At 65.2% G+C, this 19,674-nt stretch carries 19 protein-coding genes; 12 read left to right on the plus strand and 7 right to left on the minus strand.

Features of this window, described 5'->3' with window-relative positions:
* The 9 genes from E2I15_RS00555 to E2I15_RS00595 form a co-directional block, all read left to right on the plus strand.
* Nucleotides 1-520, plus strand: a 520-nt coding sequence (locus E2I15_RS00555; protein WP_155262150.1) for an extracellular solute-binding protein, incomplete at its 5' end; no start/stop codon positions are given.
* 117 nt (nt 521-637) lie between these two features.
* Nucleotides 638-1,567 carry a carbohydrate ABC transporter permease gene (locus E2I15_RS00560; RefSeq protein ID WP_170991821.1) on the plus strand — a complete coding sequence of 310 codons (930 nt, stop codon included), beginning with the start codon at nt 638-640 and terminating at the stop codon, nt 1,565-1,567.
* A gap of 14 nt (nt 1,568-1,581) precedes the next feature.
* Nucleotides 1,582-2,439, plus strand: coding sequence for a carbohydrate ABC transporter permease (locus E2I15_RS00565; protein ID WP_018273209.1), 858 nt, complete (start codon nt 1,582-1,584; stop codon nt 2,437-2,439).
* A gap of 4 nt (nt 2,440-2,443) precedes the next feature.
* Entirely contained in the window at nt 2,444-3,547 is a 1,104-nt protein-coding gene (locus E2I15_RS00570; RefSeq protein ID WP_137483689.1) for an ABC transporter ATP-binding protein, read from the plus strand.
* Between the two features lie 12 nt (nt 3,548-3,559).
* Complete coding sequence (locus E2I15_RS00575) at nt 3,560-4,675, plus strand: ABC transporter ATP-binding protein (RefSeq protein WP_422109893.1); 1,116 nt, start codon at nt 3,560-3,562, stop codon at nt 4,673-4,675.
* 2 nt (nt 4,676-4,677) lie between these two features.
* A complete protein-coding gene (locus E2I15_RS00580; RefSeq protein ID WP_137483688.1) occupies nt 4,678-6,258 on the plus strand; it encodes an FGGY-family carbohydrate kinase in 1,581 nt (526 codons plus the stop codon).
* Nucleotides 6,251-7,291 (plus strand): 2-hydroxyacid dehydrogenase, encoded by a 1,041-nt coding sequence (locus E2I15_RS00585; RefSeq protein ID WP_137483687.1) that lies wholly within the window; start codon nt 6,251-6,253, stop codon nt 7,289-7,291. Before E2I15_RS00580 ends, E2I15_RS00585 begins: the two co-directional genes overlap by 8 nt.
* Before the next feature lie 17 nt (nt 7,292-7,308).
* Nucleotides 7,309-8,037 carry a class II aldolase/adducin family protein gene (locus tag E2I15_RS00590; protein ID WP_170991820.1) on the plus strand — a complete coding sequence of 243 codons (729 nt, stop codon included), beginning with the start codon at nt 7,309-7,311 and terminating at the stop codon, nt 8,035-8,037.
* Nucleotides 8,034-9,542: a glycerol-3-phosphate dehydrogenase gene (locus tag E2I15_RS00595; RefSeq protein WP_137483685.1), complete on the plus strand. Its 1,509-nt coding sequence runs from the start codon at nt 8,034-8,036 to the stop codon at nt 9,540-9,542. Before E2I15_RS00590 ends, E2I15_RS00595 begins: the two co-directional genes overlap by 4 nt.
* Nucleotides 9,543-9,565: 23 nt before the next feature.
* Here the strand turns inward: E2I15_RS00595 and E2I15_RS00600 are convergent, their stop codons facing one another.
* From E2I15_RS00600 to E2I15_RS00610, 3 genes are read right to left on the minus strand one after another with little or no spacing between them, the layout of a single operon-like run.
* A complete protein-coding gene (locus E2I15_RS00600; protein ID WP_028335663.1) occupies nt 9,566-10,561 on the minus strand; it encodes an ABC transporter substrate-binding protein in 996 nt (331 codons plus the stop codon).
* 21 nt (nt 10,562-10,582) lie between these two features.
* Nucleotides 10,583-11,392 carry an ABC transporter ATP-binding protein gene (locus E2I15_RS00605; protein ID WP_016840344.1) on the minus strand — a complete coding sequence of 270 codons (810 nt, stop codon included), beginning with the start codon at nt 11,390-11,392 and terminating at the stop codon, nt 10,583-10,585.
* Nucleotides 11,389-12,144 carry an ABC transporter permease gene (locus tag E2I15_RS00610; RefSeq protein ID WP_225163506.1) on the minus strand — a complete coding sequence of 252 codons (756 nt, stop codon included), beginning with the start codon at nt 12,142-12,144 and terminating at the stop codon, nt 11,389-11,391. The genes E2I15_RS00605 and E2I15_RS00610 overlap by 4 nt, the downstream gene beginning before the upstream one ends.
* 122 nt (nt 12,145-12,266) lie before the next feature.
* Here E2I15_RS00610 and E2I15_RS00615 point away from each other — a divergent pair, with 122 nt between their 5' ends.
* Genes E2I15_RS00615 through E2I15_RS00625 form a run of 3 tightly spaced genes read left to right on the plus strand, consistent with a single transcriptional unit; the run spans nt 12,267 to nt 15,740 of the window.
* A complete protein-coding gene (locus E2I15_RS00615; protein WP_137483684.1) occupies nt 12,267-13,394 on the plus strand; it encodes a mandelate racemase/muconate lactonizing enzyme family protein in 1,128 nt (375 codons plus the stop codon).
* Nucleotides 13,394-14,989 (plus strand): GMC family oxidoreductase, encoded by a 1,596-nt coding sequence (locus E2I15_RS00620; RefSeq protein WP_155262151.1) that lies wholly within the window; start codon nt 13,394-13,396, stop codon nt 14,987-14,989. The genes E2I15_RS00615 and E2I15_RS00620 overlap by 1 nt, the downstream gene beginning before the upstream one ends.
* Before the next feature lie 28 nt (nt 14,990-15,017).
* Nucleotides 15,018-15,740, plus strand: coding sequence for a GntR family transcriptional regulator (locus tag E2I15_RS00625; protein ID WP_016848470.1), 723 nt, complete (start codon nt 15,018-15,020; stop codon nt 15,738-15,740).
* 10 nt (nt 15,741-15,750) lie between these two features.
* Here the strand turns inward: E2I15_RS00625 and E2I15_RS00630 are convergent, their stop codons facing one another.
* Genes E2I15_RS00630 through E2I15_RS00645 form a run of 4 tightly spaced genes read right to left on the minus strand, consistent with a single transcriptional unit; the run spans nt 15,751 to nt 19,590 of the window.
* Complete coding sequence (locus E2I15_RS00630; protein WP_137483326.1) at nt 15,751-17,541, minus strand: chloride channel protein; 1,791 nt, start codon at nt 17,539-17,541, stop codon at nt 15,751-15,753.
* 1 nt (nt 17,542) lies between these two features.
* Entirely contained in the window at nt 17,543-17,809 is a 267-nt protein-coding gene (locus tag E2I15_RS00635) for an SUMF1/EgtB/PvdO family nonheme iron enzyme (RefSeq protein WP_137483327.1), read from the minus strand.
* Complete coding sequence (locus E2I15_RS00640; protein ID WP_137483328.1) at nt 17,806-18,540, minus strand: SDR family NAD(P)-dependent oxidoreductase; 735 nt, start codon at nt 18,538-18,540, stop codon at nt 17,806-17,808. Before E2I15_RS00640 ends, E2I15_RS00635 begins: the two co-directional genes overlap by 4 nt.
* A 15-nt stretch (nt 18,541-18,555) precedes the next feature.
* A complete protein-coding gene (locus E2I15_RS00645) occupies nt 18,556-19,590 on the minus strand; it encodes a LacI family DNA-binding transcriptional regulator (RefSeq protein ID WP_057021071.1) in 1,035 nt (344 codons plus the stop codon).
* Nucleotides 19,591-19,674: the final 84 nt, after the last annotated feature.

The following is a 19,674-nucleotide window of genomic DNA, read 5'->3' on the forward strand; positions in this document are numbered from 1 at the left end:
CGGCGCCTCGGGCATGATCTTCGACGCCGACATCCTCGGCTATTTCATGAACGGCGGCGACAACAAGGAGAAGGGGCATCTCGGCTACGCGCCGTTCGCGGCCAATCCGGCCGCCAAGGCGCCGACCCCGAACGTCTGGATCTGGTCGCTCGCGATGTCGAGCTTCTCCAAGCAGAAGGAGGCGGCCTGGCTGTTCATGCAGTGGGCGGCATCTGTCGAGCACGATCTGTTCGGCGCGCGCAAGATGGACTTCGTCAATCCGGTGCGCGCGTCGGTATGGAAGGACAGCGAGTTCCGCGACCGCATCGCGAAATCCTATCCCGGCTATCTCGAGCAGCACGACATGTCGTCGCCCGGCGCCAAGATCTACTTCACAGCGCAGCCGCTGTTCTTCGACCTGACGACTGAATGGGCCGCCTCGCTGCAGAAGATGGTGGCGAAGGAGGTCAGCGTCGACGAAGGTCTCGACAAGCTCGCCGACAGCATCAACCGCCAGCTCAAGCAGGCGGGTCTCGGCTGACGGATCAACTGTGCGGTGCCTGATCCCCCGCACCGCACCCATCCGCCGGCTCGGACCCTTGTCCCATCCGAGCCGGCGGCGTTTGCCAGCCGAATGCGATCTCTTATCATCATGAGCATGGTCCAACTTCTCCAGACGAACGCGCAGGCAGCGCCGGCCAAACCAAGGCCGCGCGTGCGCCTCTTGCCCTATCTGCTCAGCCTGCCGGCGCTGCTCGTCTGCGTGGCGATCCTGGTTCCGTTCGTGACCGCGGCGGTCTACTCGCTGCAGCGCTACCGGCTGAACCTGCCTTATCTGCGCGGGTTCATCGGCGCCGGAAACTACATCGACTTCCTGTCCGACCCGGCGTTCTGGAATACGTTCCGCGTCTCGATCGCCTATACTGCGCTCACGGTGGTCCTCGAGCTGCTGCTCGGTCTTGGCATCGCGCTGCTGCTGCGCCGGCCGACCCGCTTCCACAACGCGGTGTCGATTATGCTGCTGCTGCCGCTGATGACGGCGCCGGCGATCGCCGCGCTGATGTGGAAGCTGATGACCAATCCGAGCTTCGGCATCCTGTCCTATCTGGTCGGTCTGTTCGGCGTCACCGATTTCAAATGGGCCTCCGATCCGTCGAGTGCGCTGTTCACGGTCGTGCTGGTCGATGTCTGGGTCTACACGCCCTTCATCATGATCCTGCTGCTGGCGGGCCTGCGCTCGCTGCCGCGGCAGCCGTTCGAGGCCGCGGCGCTCGACGGCGTGCCGGCGAGCTTTGTCTTCTTCCGCATCACGCTGCCGATGCTCGCGCCCTACATCATCACGGCGTCGCTGTTCCGGCTGCTCGATTCGATCCAGCAGTTCGACATCATCTATGCGATGACGCAGGGCGGGCCGGGCGACCGGCTGATGGTGTTCCAGGTGCAGGCCTATCTGGAATTCTTCCAGTACACCAATGTCGGCAGGTCGGCGGCGCTGCTGATGATCCTGTGGCTGATCACCAACATCCTGTCGAATATCTTCATCAAGAACTGGCTGCGGTTGCGCGCGCGTGCGCACGGCCACGCGTGACGGGGAGAAGCGCGATGGAACATTCCAGCCTTGCCGGTCGCATCTTCCGCGGCGTGGCGCTGACGCTGATCCTGATCTTCTTCATGTTTCCGATCGTCTGGATCTTCCTGATGTCGTTCCAGACCAACGAGCAGATCCTGCGGATCCCGCCGCGGATCCTGTTCGAGCCGACGCTTGCCAATTACGAGGCGCTGATCTCCGGCCAGCTGCGCACCGCGGCCGGCAATCTGCAGATCTCTTTCATGCGCAATCTGTTCAACAGCGTCGTGCTGTCGAGCGCAGCGGTGCTGCTGGCGCTGCTGCTCGGCGTGCCGGCGGCCTACGCCTTTGCGCGCTTCAAATTCCGCCTCGGCGAGAGCATCGCGTTCACGCTGCTGTCGTTCCGCTTTGCGCCGCCGCTGCTCGTGCTGCTGCCGCTGTCGCTGTACTACCAGGAGCTCGGCCTCAACGACACCTACTTCGGGATCGTCTGGGTCTATCAGTTGATCGCGCTGCCGCTGATCCTGTGGATCGTGCGCGGCTATTTCGAGGATATCAGTCCCGATATCGAGCACGCCTACCGGCTCGCCGGGCATTCCTGGCGCGAGGCGTTCACCAGAATCGCGGTGCCGCTGGCCGGACCGGGGATCGCCGCGGCGGGACTGCTGTCCTTCATCTTCTGCTGGAACAATTTCGTCTTCGCCCTGATCCTGGCCTCCGCCGACAAGCAGCCGGTGACGGTCGGCGCGCTCGCCTTCGTCACCGCGTCCGGAATCCAGTACGGCCAGATCGCGGCGGCGATCGTGCTGTCGGTGACGCCGACGCTGTTGCTTGCGCTCTATGCGCAGCGTTACCTGGTCGAAGGTCTCTCGCTCGGCGCGGTGAAAGGCTGATCCAATGGCGCGTCTCGAGATCAATTCGGTGAGCAAGGCATTCGGCGCGGCACGGCCCGCCGACGGATTGTCGCTGGCGGTCGAGCCCGGCGAGATCGTCGCGGTGTTCGGACCGTCCGGCAGCGGCAAGACCGTGCTGCTGCGCATGATCGCGGGCATGTTCGAGCCCGACGACGGCGACATCCTGGTCGGCGGCCGCTCGGTGGTCGGTGCTCCGCCCGAGCGGCGCGGGATCGGCATGGCATTCCAGAACTTTGCCTTGTTCCCGCACATGACCGCTCACGAGAATATTGCAAGCGGCCTGCGCGCCAGGGCCGGCAGCGGCGATGTCGCCGGCCGCGTTGCTGCAATCAGCAGGCTGCTCAAGATCGAGCACGTGCTCGGCCACGCGCCGCGCGAATTGTCGAATGGACAGAAGCAGCGCACTGCGCTGGCGCGGGCGCTGATCGGCAATCCGGATGTTCTGCTGCTGGATGATCCCCTGCGCAATGTAGACGCCAAGCTGCGCTACGAGATGCGGCTCGAACTGCCGAACCTGCTGCGGCGCGGCACTGCCGCGGTGCTCTACGTGACCCAGGACTATCGCGAGGCGATGGCGATCGCCGACCGCATCGCGGTCTTGATCGACGGCCGGCTCGCGCAGGTCGCGACGCCTGCCGATATCTATGCCCAGCCCGCATCGGTCGCGATCGCGCGCCTGTTCGGCGATCCGACCATCAACCTCGCGGAGGTCTCGCCAGTAGCGGAGCACGGCATGCTGTCGGCCACGGTCGCCGGCGCCACGATGCGGCTCGGCACGGCCGATGGCGCGGCACCAGCCGGTGCATGTTGGCTCGGCGTCCGGCCGGAGGATCTCGCGGTCTCGTCCGCATCCACCGATGACGCCATTCCGGCGCGCATTCTCGCGATCACGCCGATGCACGAGAAGGCGGTGCTGCTGCTCCGTCTTGCCGACGGAACGGAATGGCTGGCGGCGCTGCCGCCGGATGCATCGCAAGGCGCGGCTGACGATGCCGTTTTCGTCCGCTTCGCGCCCGACGCCGCGATGTTGTTCGATCGCGCGACCGGGCTGCGGATCGGGGCGTCGCAGCGGCTCAAGGCGGCATAGGAGCGGATGGTCATGGACATGCTCGAGCTACGAGGCATCGACAAGGTCTATCGCAGCCGCGGCAAGGAGCCGGTGCATGCGGTGCGCGCGCTCGATATGGCGGTCGAGAAGGGCGAGATCGTCGCACTGTTGGGATCGTCGGGCTGCGGCAAGACCTCGACATTGCGCATGATCGCAGGTTTCGAGGACGTCTCGGCCGGATCGATCGCGCTCGGCGGACGGCGGATCCACGAGCTGCCGCCGGCGCGGCGCAAGGTCGCGATGGCCTTCGAGGGCTACTCGCTCTATCCGCCGCTCACGGTCCGCGAGAACGTCGCGTTCGCGCTGAAATCCGCCCAGTTGCCGCGCGCCGAGGTGGCGCGTCGCGTCGACGAGATCGCCCGCCTGGTCGAGATCGAGGACATCCTCGACAGCTATCCGCGCGCGATCTCCGGCGGCCAGCAGCAGCGGGTGTCGCTGGCGCGGGCGCTGGTGCGCGACGCCGATCTCTATCTGCTCGATGAGCCGATGGGGCAACTCGAACCGCAGCTGCGCGCAGTGTTGCGCGGCCGGATCAAGAGCCTGCTTGCCGAGCGCGGCATGACCGCGATCTTCGTCACCCACGACCAGACCGAAGCGAGTGCGCTGGCCGACCGCATCGCTGTGATGGAAGGCGGTGTGCTGCAGCAGTTCGCCAGCGAAAAGGAGCTGAAGGGCCGGCCGGCCAATCTGTTCGTCGCGAGCTTCATCGGCGAGCCGCCGATGAACCTGCTCGACGCTGGCATGACGCGGTCGGATGGCGGCTTCCGCCTGTCGGTCGGAACCGACATGCGTTTCGATATCGCCGGCGCCGGGCTCGACGGTGAGGCGGCGAAGGCGCTCGCGGCCATGCCGCAGGTGCGGATCGGCATCCGTCCGCAGAAGATCTCGGTCGGGACCGGTGACGTCAGGGTCAAGGTCGTCTCCAACCAGTGGCTCGGCGATCAGTCGCATGTTGCCGGCGATTGCGGCGGCCGCATGCTGATCGCGGTCACGCCGGGCCGCGTCGCGGCGCGGCCGGGAGACATTGTCTCGTTCGCGCTGGAGCCACGTCACCTGCACATCTTTGGCAGCGACGGAACTTGCATTCGCCATGCGGAGGGAGCGTGATGATGACCGCTTCCGCAAGCCGCGACGTCATCATCGGCATTGACGCCGGCACTTCCCTGATCAAGGCGGTGGCGTTCACGCTGACCGGCGAGCAGCTTGCGGATGTCTCGCGGCCGAACGCATACGTTAGCCCTGTTAGCGGCCATGTCGAGCAGGACATGGCGCGGACCTGGAGCGACACGATCGCGGTTATTCGCGCGTTGGCGAAGTCGGTGCCTGACTTGTCCGCGCGGATCGCGGCGATTGCGGTGACCGGGCAGGGCGACGGCACTTGGCTGATCGATGACGACGGCCGGCCGGTTGCGCCGGCGCTGTTGTGGCTCGATTCGCGCGCCGGCCGGCTGGTCGAGGAGATTCGCGCCGGCGAGCGCAACACGCCGCTTTATCGCCGCACCGGCTCCGGGCTCAACGCCTGTCAGCAAGGACCGCAACTGGCCTGGTTGCAGGCGCACAGGCCTGAGGCGATCGCCGGCGCGACCACGGCCTTCCATTGCAAGGACTGGCTTTATTTCCTGCTCACAGGCCAGCGCGCGACCGATCCGTCGGAAGCGACGTTCTCCTGCGGCGATTTTCGCAAGCGAAGCTTCGATGCGGAGACCGCGCGGTTGATCGGTATCGCCGACCTGACACGCCTGTTCCCGCCGGTCGTCGATGGCGCGGTGACGACGCATCCGCTGACGGCGGCCGCCGCCATCGAGATCGGCCTGCCGGAAGGCGTGCCGGTCTGCCTCGGCTATGTGGACGTGATCTGCAACGCGCTCGGCGCCGGGCTCTACGATCCGTCGCCCGACGTCGGCTGCACCATCATCGGCTCGACCGGCATGCATATGCGGCTGGTTCCGAGCGCCGACGCGGTGACGCTGAACAGGGAGGCAACCGGCTACACCATGCCGTTCCCGGTGCCGGGTCACTATGCCCAGATGCAGTCCAACATGGCGGCGACGCTGAATATCGACTGGATGCTCGATCTCGCCTGCGACATGCTGGCGGCGGAAGGCGTGACGCGCACGCGCTCCGAACTGATCCGCCGGCTCGACGATCAGGTGCTGAGGGCAAGGCCCGGCGAGGTGCTGTTTCATCCGTTCATTTCCGATGCCGGCGAGCGTGGTCCGTTCGTCGCGCATGAGGCCAGCGCGCAGTTCTTCGGCTTGCGCTCGCGCCACCGCTATGGCGACCTGATGCGCGGCGTGATGGAGGGCTTGGCCTTCGCCGCACGGGACTGTTACGCGGCGATGGGGGCGCTGCCGCGCGATGTCAGGATCACGGGCGGCGCGGCGAAGAGCCGTGCGCTTGGCGCCATCCTCGGAGCCGCACTGGATTGCGACGTCCGGATCTGCAGCCGTGCCGAGGCCGGCGCCGCGGGCGCTGCGATGATCGCGGCGGTCGCGATCGATGCTTGTCCCGACATGCGCGCCTGCGCCGAGCAGTGGGTCGCGCCTCATCTGAGTGCGCCGCAATCGCCGGACGCCGCGCTGGCGAAGCGCTACGCCAGCATCTTCCCGACCTATCTCGAGGCAAGATTGGCGTCGCGGCCGGTCTGGAAGCAACTCGCTGCGCTGCGCGCCGGAGGCGATCATGTCTAAGTCCATCGCCATCGTCGGCGACCGCTTCATGCTGCCCTCGGTGTTCGCCGAGCACATCCGGTCAGCCTGCGGCGATGACGTCGACATCCGCACCCTGGAGCAGCCCTGGCCGGACGAACCGATGGAGCACGGTTACGCCGGCTCGAAGCTCGATGGCCTGAAGGAATTCATGGGGCAGTCCGACGAGATCATCGGCTTCATCGGCGATGCCGAGCTGCTCGTCACGCATCTGGCGCCGATCTCGCGGTCGATGCTGGAGCGGCTGCCGAAGCTGAAGTTCATCGCGGTGTCGCGGGGCGGCCCGGTCAACATCGACATGCAGGCGGCGCGCGACCACAACGTGCTGGTGGTCAATACGCCCGGCCGCAATGCGAGTGCGGTCGCGGAGTTCACCATCGGCGCGATTCTGGCCGAGACGCGCCTGATCCGCAGCGGTCACGAGGCGCTGCGTGGCGGGGAATGGCGCGGCGATCTCTATCGGGCCGATCGCACCGGGCGCGAACTCGGCGAGATGACGGTCGGCATTGTCGGCTATGGCGCGATCGGCAGCCGGGTGGTCAAGCTGCTGAGGGCCTTCGGCTGCAAGATCCTGGTCGCCGATCCCTATGTCCAGCTCAGCGCCCAGGACCGCAATGACGGCGTCGAGCATGTCGCGCTCGGCGAATTGCTCGGCCGCGCCGACGTCGTCACGCTGCACGCCCGGGTGACGCCCGAGACCACCCGTTTCATCGGGCGCGAGGCGCTGGCGCGGATCAAGCCGGGCGCGTTCCTGATCAACACCGCGCGCGGGCCGCTGGTCGACTACGACGCGCTGCATGATGCGCTGGCATCGGGGCATCTCAGCGGCGCCATGCTCGACACCTTCGCGGTCGAGCCGGTTCCGGCGGACTGGCCGCTCTTGCGACTTCCCAACGTCACGCTAACGCCGCACATCGCCGGCGCCTCCGTGCGTACCGTCACCGTGGCCGCCGGGCAGGCGGCCGAAGAGGTTCGTCGCTTCCTGGCCGGCGAGCCGCCACGCAATCCGTGCTGAAGAGAAAGGCAGTTCGTATGACCCGTGAGGAACGACAATTGCGCGAGGCTGTTATCGCCAAGTGCCGGTGGATGAATGCGTCGGGTCTCAACCAGGGGACATCGGGCAACATCTCCGCCCGCTACAAGGACCGGATGCTGATCACGCCGTCGGCGACGCCCTACGATTCGATGAAGCCGGAGATGATCGCCTCGATGCCGCTCGAAGGCGACTACGGCGCGTGGGAGGGGCCGCTGCAGCCGTCCACCGAGTGGCGCTTCCATCTCGACATCACGCGCGCCCGGCCCGATGTCGGCGCCATCGTCCATACTCACTCGACCTACGCGACCGTGCTCGCGATCGCGCGCAAGCCGATCCCGGCCTGCCACTACATGATGGCGGCGTTTGGCGGCACCGAGATCCGCTGCGCCGGCTATGCGCGCTACGGCACCAAGGAATTGTCCGACCATGCGATCGCCGCGCTCGAAGGACGCAATGGCTGCTTGCTCGCCAATCACGGCATGATCGCGCTCGGAGCCAATCTCGACAAGGCGATGTGGCTCGCGGTCGAGCTCGAGACCATCGCGCGTCAGTACTACCTTTCGCTGGCGCTCGATTCGCGCGTCATCCTGACCGACGAGGAGATTGCCGACACCGCGAAGGGATTCTCCACCTACGGCCTGCAGGCGCCGAAGCCGAACAAGGCCCGCGCGACGGCAAAGGCGGCGCCGCGCCGCGCCGAGAAACGGCGCAGCAGCAAGCGATGACGGGCACTGCGCCGGTCGCAGGCATGGATCACGGGCTGGTCGATATCGCGGTCATCGGTGGCGGCATCAACGGTGCCGGTATCGCCCGAGACGCCGCCGGCCGCGGCTTGAAGGTGCTGCTCTGCGAGAAGGATGATTTCGCCGAGGGCACTTCGTCGCGCTCGGGCAAGCTGATCCATGGCGGGCTGCGCTATCTCGAATATTACGAGTTCCGCCTGGTGCGCGAGGCGCTGATCGAGCGCGAGGTGCTGCTCGCATCGGCGCCGCACATCATCTGGCCGATGCGCTTCGTGCTGCCGCATTCGCCGGAGCAGCGGTCGGCGTGGCTGGTCCGCACCGGGCTGTTGCTCTACGATCATCTCGGTGGCCGCAAGCAACTGCCGGCGAGCCGCAGCCTGGATCTGTCGCGCGCCCCGGAGGGCGCGCCGCTGCGTCAGGAGTTCCGGCGAGGCTTCGAATATTCGGACTGCTGGGTCGATGACAGCAGGCTGGTGATCCTCAATCTGATCGATGCCGCGCAGAACGGCGCCTGCATCCTGCCGCGCACGCGGGCGGTGCGTGCGCGCCGCGACGGCGGGAGCTGGCTGCTCGAAATGCAGGGGGACGATGGCACGACGCAGGTCGTGCGGTCGCGCGCGCTGGTCAACGCCGCCGGGCCGTGGGTTCAGGATGTCATCCAGGGCGTGGCGGGCCTGAACTCGGCCCAGAGCGTACGGCTGGTCAAGGGCAGCCATATCGTGGTGCCAAAATTCTGGCGCGGGCCGCAGGCCTATCTGCTGCAGAACAGCGATCGCCGGGTGATCTTCGTCAACCCCTATGAGGACGATCTCGCGTTGATCGGCACGACAGATATTCCCTATCAAGGCCGCGCCGAGGATGTCGCGATCGGCGAGGACGAGACCGATTACCTGTTGCAGGTCCTGCGCCGCTATTTCCAGACGCCGCCGCAGGCAAGCGCGATCGTGCACGCGTTTTCCGGGGTCCGGCCGCTCTACGACGACAACGCCGACAATCCGTCGGCCGTGACGCGCGACTATGTGTTCGAGGTTCACGGCGCCGAGGGCGTGCCGCCGCTGCTCTCGATCTTCGGCGGCAAGATCACGACCTACCGCCGGCTGGCGGAGCAGGCGCTGCAGCGCCTCGCGCCGTGGTTTCCGAAGCTGTCGTCGGCCTGGACCGCGCATCGGCCGCTGCCGGGCGGCGACATCGGCGGCAGCTTCGATGAATTCGCGAATCGGCTGGCCCGCGACTATCCCGATTTGCCGCGGACGCTCATCCATCACTATGCCCGTCTCTATGGGACGCGCGCGCGCCAGCTGCTGGGGCCGGTCCGCAGCGCCGTCGACCTCGGCCGTCATTTCGGCGGTGAGTTCTATGAATGCGAAGCGGTCTATCTCCGTGAGAAGGAGTGGGCCAGGCAGCCTGCCGACTTCCTGGACCGTCGCACCAAGCACGGCCTGCATTTGACGCCGGCGCAGCGCCTCGCGTTCGAGAGCTTTCTCTAGGAGAGCATCCGCATCCAGATGCGTCACGCAATCGTTTTCAAATACAGGCTCGGATCGAAATACTTGCTTGCCGGCGTAAAGTCCTTGATGCCGGCATTGGCCATGAAGAAGTCGGTCGATTGCTGCAGCCAGTTGGTGACGGTGCCGTCGGAATACATCCGCTTCCAGTCCCGCGACGAGAACATCTTCTGCGCCTTGAACGATTCGTCGATGTCGGCCATCGGCGTCTGGCTGTAATGGCCCTTCTGCAGCTTTTCCATCGCTTCGGTGCTGTTCGCGATGATGTAGTCATTGGCATCGGCCCAGCCACGGATCAGCTTCGCCAGCGTTTCCTTGTTGGGCTCGTAATAGTCGTTGGCCGCGGCCCAGCCGCCGATGATCGCGGCCTTTGGATAATAGGCTGAGGCGTCGGCGAGCTTGACCGCGCCCGGCACCTTGTCGCGAACCGTCACGTTGAAGGGCACCCAGAGCGCAACGGCAGGCACCGCGCCTGAAATGAAGGCGGTTACGGCGGCCGGCATGGTCTGGTTGACGAGTTCGACCTGTTTGGGATCGACCTTGTTGGCGCGCAGCGCGGTGTCCAGGAACACATGCGCGGTGGTGCCGGTCGCCGTTGCGATCCGCTTGCCCTTCAGATCCTCGAATGACTTGATGCCCTGATCGCCGCGCACCCAGAGCTGCGCGGTCGCGACCTCGATGTCGTTGATGAGGAAGACCTTGCCCTGGCCGCGGGCCGGGAAGTTCGAGAGCACGGCGCCCGTCGCCAGCACGTCGAGGCTGCCGCCGATCAGCGCCTGGAAGATTTCGAGGCCGGTATTGAACTGCCGCAGCTCGAGATCCAGTCCCTGTTTTTCGAAGGAGCCGCGGTCCATGCCGGTCCAGATCTGGCCGTCGACGGCAACGGTGTGCAGATAGCCGACACGAACTTTGGTTTTTGCCTGCGCAATCGCCGGCGCTGCGGCGGTGAAGGACCCCAGGGCAAGCCCGGCCGTCGTGGTCAGAAATTGTCGCCGATCCATAGGTCGTCCTCCGCTGTGTTGTTATTCCGAGAATGAGACCGGACGCATCTGCGCCTGCTGGGCGCGATACTCGTCCATCACAAGATGCTTGATATGACTTCGCAGCTCGCCGAATTCCGGCCGCTCCTGGATCGATTCATCGCGCGGATAGGCGAACGGCACGTCGATGATCTGCCTGATCCGCGCCGGCCGCGCGGTCACCACAACGATACGGGACGCGAGATAGATCGCCTCCTCCACGGAGTGGGTGATCAGCATGACCGTCTTGCCTTCGGTCTGGAGCACCTTGAGCAGCAGGTTCTGCATGTTGGATCGGGTCTGGGCGTCGAGCGCACCGAACGGCTCGTCCATCAGCAGGAACTGCGGCTTGACGGCGTAAGCCCGCGCGATCGCGAGCCGCTGACGCATGCCGCCGGACAAATGCTTCGGATAGGAGTTGGCGAAGTCGGACAGCCCCATCAGGCCGAGATAGTGATCGCAGATCGAATCGCGCTCGCCGGCGGCGACGTGATTGGCCCGGAGCGTCAGGCCGAAAGCGATGTTCTGTTTCACCGTCAGCCATGGGAAGACGCCATATTCCTGGAAGATGACGCCGCGCTCGGGACCGGGACCGGCGACCGGCTGTCCGTCGAACAGCACGGTTCCGGTCGTCGGCTTCTGGAAGCCGGCGAGCATGCTCATCATCGTGGTCTTGCCGCAGCCTGAAGGGCCGATCACCGCGATGAAATCGCCATCGTTGATATCGTAGCTGACATCCTCGACGACGTTGAGGCGTCCCTTCGGGGTCTCGAAGGCAAGCGAAACCTTGTCGAACCGTGCACGCGTGGTCATGCGATGGCCCGATCCTGCCAGACCAGCAACCGGGCCGTGATCTTTCGCAAGATCATATCCATGATCAACGCGATCAGGCCGATGCAGATGATGCCGACATAGATGACGTCGAGCAGGAAGTAGGTCGACGCATTCTGGATCATGGCGCCAAGCCCACGCTGGGCTGCGATCAATTCGGATGCTACCAGCGTCGCCCAGGCTACCCCAAGTGCGACCCGCAGCGCGGTGAGGATGTGCGGAACGGTGAGGGGAATGATGACCTTGCGAAAGATTTCCGCCTGATTGGCGCCGAGAGTCTGCGCCACGCGGATATAGAGCGGCGTGATCTGCGAGACACCCTCATACATGACGATCACGCCGGAGAAGAACGAGGCGTAGAACAGGATGACGAGCTTTGCGAGCTCGTCCACGCCGAAATAGACGATGACGAGCGGGATCAGCGCGATCGGCGGCAGCGCGCGGAAGAAATTGATCATGGGGTCGGCGAAGGTGCGGGCCGGGCGATACCATCCGAGCAGAAAGCCGACGGGCACCGCGACAAGAATTCCAAGCGAGACGCCGAAAAAGACGCGCCTGGTCGAAGCGAAGATGTCGATCAAAAGGCCTTCCTTGGTGAGAAGCTCGACGAACTTCGCGGCGACCTGGTGCGGGGCGGGAATCAGCGATGCGTTGACGAAGCCGCTCCAGCGCACGGCATACCAGAGCAGGATCGCACCGACCCACGGTATCAATCCGAGACCAAAGCGTCTCACACCAGCTCCGTCCATTCGACGCATCCACCCAGATTGCAGTTGATGTTTGGCCAAGTCATATTATAAATAGGAGGACCAGACAAGCGCCGCTTTGGTCGCAGGCGCCGCAGGCATTTCCGCGCATGACATCGCCGCCTTTCACTATCCGGAGCGTCCAGGCCTTTGGCTTCCGCTATCCGCTGACGACACCGGTCATCACCTCGTTCGGGCGCATGGGGGACCGGCCTGCCGTGTTCGTGCGGGTCGAGGACACGGACGGTTACGCGGGCTGGGGCGAGGTCTGGTGCAACTTTCCCGCGCCGGGCGCCGAGCATCGTGTTCGGCTGGTCAACGAGGTCCTGGCGCCGGCGCTTGTCGGATTGAGGGCAAGCGAACCTGATGCCGCATTCGAGCGACTGACGCAGGGGACTTCGGTGCTCGCGTTGCAATCCGGCGAAGCGGGCCCGTTCGCGCAATCGATCGCCGGCATCGATCTCGCCGTCTGGGATCTCCATGCACGCCGCCGGAACGTTGCGTTGTGGAAACTGCTCGGCGGATCGCGGAAGCGGATCAAGGTCTATGCCAGCGGCATCAATCCAGTCGGATCGGAGCGAGCGGCGGAAGCCGCCCTCGGCCGCGGCTATCGCGCCTTGAAGCTGAAGATCGGCTTCGATCCGGCAGACGACCGGAGCAACCTCGCCGCGCTGCGCCGCCTCGTCGGCGATGGCATGCTTGCAGCCGACGTCAACCAGGGTTGGACCATCGCGCAGGCGCTCGAGCGTGCGCCGCAGCTCGAGCCGTTCGGTCTTGCCTGGCTCGAGGAGCCCATCCGCGCGGACCGTCCGCGGCGGGAATGGAAGCAGCTGCACGAGACGATCCGTTTTCCGCTCGCGGCCGGTGAGAACATCGCGAGCCACGCCGGCTTTACCGAGGTGCTGAGCGAGCCGGTTCTCGGCATCGTCCAGCCCGATATCGCCAAGTGGGGGGGGCTTTCGGCTTGCGCCGGCATCGCCCGCGACATCCTGAGGTCAGGCAAGATGTTCTGTCCGCACTATCTCGGCGCCGGCATCGGCCTCCTGGCGTCCGCGCATCTGCTGGCGGGCGTCGGCGGCGAGGGATTGCTGGAGGTCGACAGCAATGAGAACCCGCTGCGAGATCAATTCTGCGGCCCCGTGCTTGACGTCAGCGACGGCATGATCGAACTCGGCGACGAGGCGGGTCTCGGCATCACGCCCGATCTTGCCTCGATCGAACAATACCGGACCGCCTGATGTCGGGGCTTGGCTACGATTACATCATCGTCGGTGCCGGGTCGGCCGGCTGTGTGGTCGCAAACAGACTGTCGGCCGATTCTGCCTGCCGCGTGCTGCTGCTCGAAGCCGGCGGATCGGACCGGAATTTCTGGCTCAAGCTGCCGGTCGGGTATTACCGGACCATCTACAACGAGCGCTTCTCGCGCCTGTTCAGGACCGAGCCGTCGGAAGGAAGCGGCGGCCGCGCCATCGTCTGGCCGCGCGGCCGCGTGCTCGGCGGATCGTCGTCGATCAACGGCCTGATCTTCATCCGCGGCCAGCACGAGGATTTTGACGACTGGGAACGGCTCGGCGCCGACGGCTGGAGCTATCGCGACGTCCTGCCCTACTTCCGGCGCTACGAGCGCTATCGCGGCGGCGAGAGCCAGTTTCACGGCGGCCTCGGTGAGTTTGAAGTCTCCGACCTGCGGAACGACAATCCGGCGTCGAGGGCATGGGTGGAGGCGGGCGTGCAGTTCGGTCTGCCGCGCAATCCCGACTTCAACGGCGCGACGACGCTTGGCGTCGGGTCCTATCAGCTCGGCATCGGGCGGCGTTGGCGGACCAGCTCGGCATCCGCCTTTCTTCGACCGATTGCCGACCGGCGCAACCTGACCATCATCACGCACGCACAGGTGAGCAAAGTCACTTTCAACGGCCGCGTCGCGACCGGCGTCGAGTGGATCAGCAAGGGGCAGGTTCATCGCGCGACCGCCGATCGCGAGGTCATCCTGTCCGGCGGCGCGCTGCAATCGCCGCAAATCCTCCAGCTTTCCGGGATCGGTCCGGCCGACCTGCTTCGCAAGCACGGCGTTGCCGTCGTCACCGACTCGCCCGAAGTCGGCTCCAACCTGCAGGACCATTATCAGGCACGGCTGATCGTGCGCCTGAAGGAGCGGATCTCGCTCAATGACCAGGTCCGCCATCCTGTCGAGCTCGCGAAGATGGGGTTGCAATGGATGCTGGCCGGGCGGGGGCCCTTGACGGTGGGGGCGGGACAGGTGGGCGGAGCGGCCTGTACCGAATATGCGGTCGGTGGCCGCCCGGACGTGCAGTTCAACGTGATGCCGCTCTCCGTCGATAAGCCCGGCGAACCCCTCCACAGCTATTCCGGCTTCACGGCCTCGGTCTGGCAATGCCACGGCCGGTCGCGCGGACAGCTCGCGATCCGCTCGACCGATCCGTTCGAGCAGCCGCTGATCGCGCCCAACTATTTCGCCGAGGAGATCGACCGCAAGACCATTGTTGCCGGCCTCAAGATCTTGCGCGAGATCTATCAGCAAAACGCGTTCCGCCCGCTCTGGGATGTCGAGATGGTGCCGGGCGAGGCCGCAAGCAATGAGGCCGGGCTGTGGGATTTCGCGCGCAATACCGGCGGCACGGTGTTTCACTGCGTCGGGACCTGCCGCATGGGCAGCGACGAGCGGGCCGTACTCGATCCGCAGCTGCGGGTGCGCGGCGTCGAGCGGCTACGCGTGATCGATGCCTCGGTGATGCCGCAGATCACCTCGGCCAACACCAATGCGACGAGCCTGATGATCGGCGAACGCGGTGCAGCCCTTGTGATGCCGTGACTGGGCCGCTTGATTTCCGGAGGGCGAGATGGAATTGAGTTCCGACAGTCACGTCCCCAAATACGCGCAGATTGCCGATATTTTTCGCCAGCGGATCGCGCGCGGTGTCTGGAGTCAAGGTTTTCGCCTGCCGGCCAATGAGGAGCTGGCGGCCGAGTTCGGCGTCTCGCGCGTCACCATCAGGCAGGCCGTCGAACTGCTCGCCCGCGACGGTGTCATCGAGGCGCAGCAGGGCCGCGGCACCTTCGTCACCGGGACCGTACGACAGGACCGCTGGCTCAAGGTCGAGACCACCCTGGCCGATCTCGCGGACATGTACCGCGACACCTCTCCGGAGATCATCAACATCTCGGAAAGCCGGAGCGATGCGCCGCTGCTTCCCGAAGACGGCAAGCCGGCCGAGAAATATGTCTTCATGCGCCGTCTGCACTCGCGCCAGAAGCAGCCTTACTGCGTCATTTCCATCTATCTCGATGAGAAGATCTTTCGCAGGTCTCCAAAGCGCTTTCGCAACGAGACGGTGATACCGATCCTCAACGATCTCAGGGATCCGGCGATTGCCAGCGCACGCCAGACATTGACCATCGGAACCGCAGACATTGAGGCCGCGCGGCTGCTGCGCGTGCCTTTGAACTCGCCGGTTGCCGAAGTCCGCCGTGTCTTCACGGCGAGCGATCGCACAGTGATCTATCTCGGTGAAGTCACCTATCGCGGCGATTTTGTGCGGATCGATATGGATCTAAGGCCATAGCGCGCAAGTATCACCGCGAAAACAGCTCCTGGTTCCGGCGTTCGAGCTCTTCCCCATAGGTGCGCAACACATGGGATTCGCTCAGGGTGCCGATCGTGACGCGATGCTCGGCACGGTCAATGACCGCGAGGACGTCGGCTTCGCTCCGTTCAAAGGCCTTCAGGATCTCGCGAACCGACGTGGTCGGAAGCAGGTACTCATCCTGCTGCTGGGCCAGCGACCCGAGCGGATCGTCGTCCCGATTGGTGACGGAATGCAGCGTCGCCGACGCAACGATGCCGGCATAGCTGCCGTTCGGATCGCGCAGCACGATCTGCCGGACCTGCGCCGGCGAAAACAGCTTCTGCGCCTCGCCGATCGGCATTGTGGTCAGCGCATTCTCGAAGTCGGCACGCATCAGGGAGGCTGCGCTCATCTGACGGACCCAGCCGATGTCCTGCGGACCGCGGATCACCTCGCCGCGCAGATGGAAGCGCCATGTCGCAAAGCTGTAGCCGAACAACTCGCGGACGATCAGCGCGCAGACCGATGATGCGACCACCGCCCCCACGGTCACGGAGAAATCGCCGGTGATCTCGAGTGCGAGACAAACCATGCTGAACGGTGCGCCCAGTACGCCGGTACCGAGCGCGGCGAGAGCCGCGATGGCGGCGGTGCCGGGCTGAAGCGCGAGCGTGGGGAAGGGGCCGGTCAGCACGACGCTGTAGAGCTGGCCGATCAGCGCGCCGAGCAGCAGCGAGGCAAAGAACAGGCCGCCGCGAAAGCCGGAGCCGAGCGAGACAGCCGATGCCAGGATCTTGAGCACGATGGTCGTCGTGAGCAGGAGCCAGGTCGGATTGCTGACCAGGAGGATCTGCATTGCGCCATGGCCGGCGCCGAGCACGGTCGGCGTCAGCAGGGCGAGGCCGCCGAGGAGCAGGCCGCCAAGGATCGGACGCATGAAGCCGCTGAAAAACGTGACGCGCTGAAAGCAACGTTCGGAAAATGCGACCGCGAGCATGACGAGGATGCTGACGAATGCGCAAATGATGCCGATCAGCACGGTCTGTCCGATCATCTCGACGGACACGGGCGATGGGAAGCCGGGCACCATCAGAAACGACTGATGCGTCAACTCCCGCGCCACCAGCCAGGCCGTGACGGCGCTGGCGATGACGGGCACGAGAGCGGCCGAGGTGTAGGCTCCCAGCACGACCTCGAAGGCATAGAAGGCGCCGGCCAGCGGAGCCGAAAACGCTGCACTGATCGCCCCCGCCGCGCCGCAGGCCACCAACAGCCGCATGTCGTTGCGGCGGGCGGCGAGGCGCTGGCCGACATGGGAGCCAAACATCGAGCAGATCTGGGTGTATCCCGCTTCCAGTCCGACCGAGCCACCGAATCCGTTGGACAGCAGAGTCTGGATCGAGATCAGCAGGCTGCCGCGGAAGGACACCCGTCCGCCATAGAGCGCGTTGGCTTCGATGGCGTCAGCGAGCTGCTGTCCCTTCACGCGCCGCGCGAAGTACAGCCCGATCAGCGCCAGGACCAGGCCGCCAACTGCCGGGATCAGCAGCGTGCGCTGCCAGGAAATGACGCCCGTGGCGCTGAGATGTGCGTCGAGGGGAATGTCGAACAGCAGCGCGTGCGAGGCCTGGCTGAGGCCCGAGATCGCGGCAACGAGGACGCCGCTCAGCAATCCGACGACAATGCCGACCAGCACGAGGCCAGTCTCGCGATTGCGCACGAAATTGCGCAAGAACTGCGGCAACAGACGGGTGCCGGGAGCAGGGGCCGGCTTCGCGGCATTTGTCGCCAGCGTCATCCTATGCCGGATCCTGTAGCTGCTCGGTGCGCACGACAGGGAAGCCGATCTTGCTCGACGAGCCGATCGACGCGTTCGGGTCTCGCGCTGCGAAGCGGTGGCGGCTGCCGCAGGACTCGTCGCTGAGGGAGGATTCACCGCGCGTCGAGCGGTCCGGTGCAGGCTCGCGATTCAAGGGGACTCCCGACGGTGCGAGGCGGTCCTCGTACCATTCCCAAACATTTCCGGCGACATTATGCAGGCCGTGTCCGTTGGTTTCCTGGCTCATCCGGCAAGAAACCCGCCATCCACCGCGACGACGGTGCCGGTCGCATATTGTGATGCCGGCATGCAGAGGAACGCGACGGCTCCCGCAATGTCCTCCGGCTGACCCCAGCGCTTGAAAGCGGTGCGGTCGGCGATGCGCTGATAGTGCGCTCGATCGGTGCGGCCGGCTGCATTGATCGTTGTTTCGATATAGCCGGGGGCAACCGCATTGACCCGGATGCCTTGCTCGGCCCATGCCAGGGCGAGTGCCTTGGTCAGCATCACGACACCGCCCTTGCTGGCGCAATACGCCGGGATTCGCGGCAGCGCCAATGTCGCATTCATCGAGGCAAGATTGACGATCGAGCCGTTGCTCTCGGCGAGAAGCGGACGGAACGCCATGCAGGTTCGAAAAGTGCCCGTGAGATTGACGTCGAGGACCTTCATGAAGGTCTCGATCTCGTATTCCTTGTCGCGGGCGAGGATTCCCGCGCAGTTGACCAGCGCATCGACGCGCCTTTGCTGTCGGGCGAAAGAGGCGACAGCGTCGTCGTTCGTGACGTCGAGCGTTGCGAGTGTGAGTCCAGCGCGCGATTTCAGCAAAGTGCGCGCCAGATCGGTCTCGTTGGCCGCCGTTGCGGTCACCGTCGCGCCGAGGTCGCAAAACTGATTGCTGATTGCGGCGCCGATGTCGCCGGCGCCGCCGATCACCACGGCATGGAAGTCGGGCGCAAGAGAGAAATTTGAGCGCATCGGAGAGGTCTCGCTTCAGGATTTGAGAGGGGGAGCCGTCGATTCGCGGACCACCAGGGAGAAGTCGATCTCGCGATGCATGATGGTCTGCTCGCCGGCGAGGCTGCGCACCAGATATTCCCCGGCGCGCTGCCAAGTTTCTCCGGTCGGTACGTGGATCGTGGTCAGGCTCGGCCGCAAATGGCGGCTCCAGTCGAGATCGTCGAAGCCGACCACGGACAGGTCGCGCGGTACCGAAAATCCATCGCGCTCCGCCTCGAGCAACACGCCGTAGGCGATCACATCGTTGCCGCAGACGACGGCGGTCGGACGATCCTTCAGGTTGAGGAGATAGCGGGCCGCTTCGCGCGCGTCGTCCAGCGTGTAGGGTACCTCGACATGCCATTGCGGCGGAAGCTCCAGGCCGTTCTCGGTGAGCGCGCGGCGAAAGCCGGCGACGCGAGCGCTGGCGCGGTCGTTGTTGCGCTGGAGCGCCGAGACGATACCGATGCGGCGGTGGCCAAGCTCGATGACGTGGGCGGCGGCGCGATGGGCGGCCGCTTCGTTGTTGGTTCCGACGCAAGGGTGGGGTCGATCAGGCTGGTAGATGCCGACATTGATGAAGGGAACCGCATTGTCCGCAAGCAACTTGCGCAGGCCCTCGTGATGGCAATCACCGCGCAGCACAAGTCCATCGACGCCGCGGCTGATCAAATTGCGCGCTTGCTGCAATTCGACGTCGAGATCGTAGCCGCTCGTGGTGAGAAACAGCATGTATCCGACCGAGGAGAGATACTGCTGGAGTGAGGCGATGCCGCGCGCGAACATCGTGTTGTCGATTGTCGGAACGATCGCGCCGAGCGTGCGCGAGCGCCGTGACGACAGGATGCGCGCCGGCGCATGCGGAATGTAGCCGAGCGCATCGATGGCCTGTTCGATGCGCGCCCGCAAGGAAGGGCTTACCGCATCGGGATTGTTGAGTGCGCGCGACACCGACGCCGTGGAGACGCCGGCGCGGGCTGCGACGGCGCGGATGCCCTGCTTCACGGATTTGGCGTTGGTCAATCGCATCAATGTAACGTTACATTCGATGGGGCAAACCGCGTGGTAGCGGTAATCATGTAAATTTGCCGCAGAATATGTAGTTTGTCCACT

It is taken from the genome of Bradyrhizobium sp. BR2003, from assembly GCF_009720285.1.
GTDB lineage: Bacteria > Pseudomonadota > Alphaproteobacteria > Rhizobiales > Xanthobacteraceae > Bradyrhizobium > Bradyrhizobium elkanii.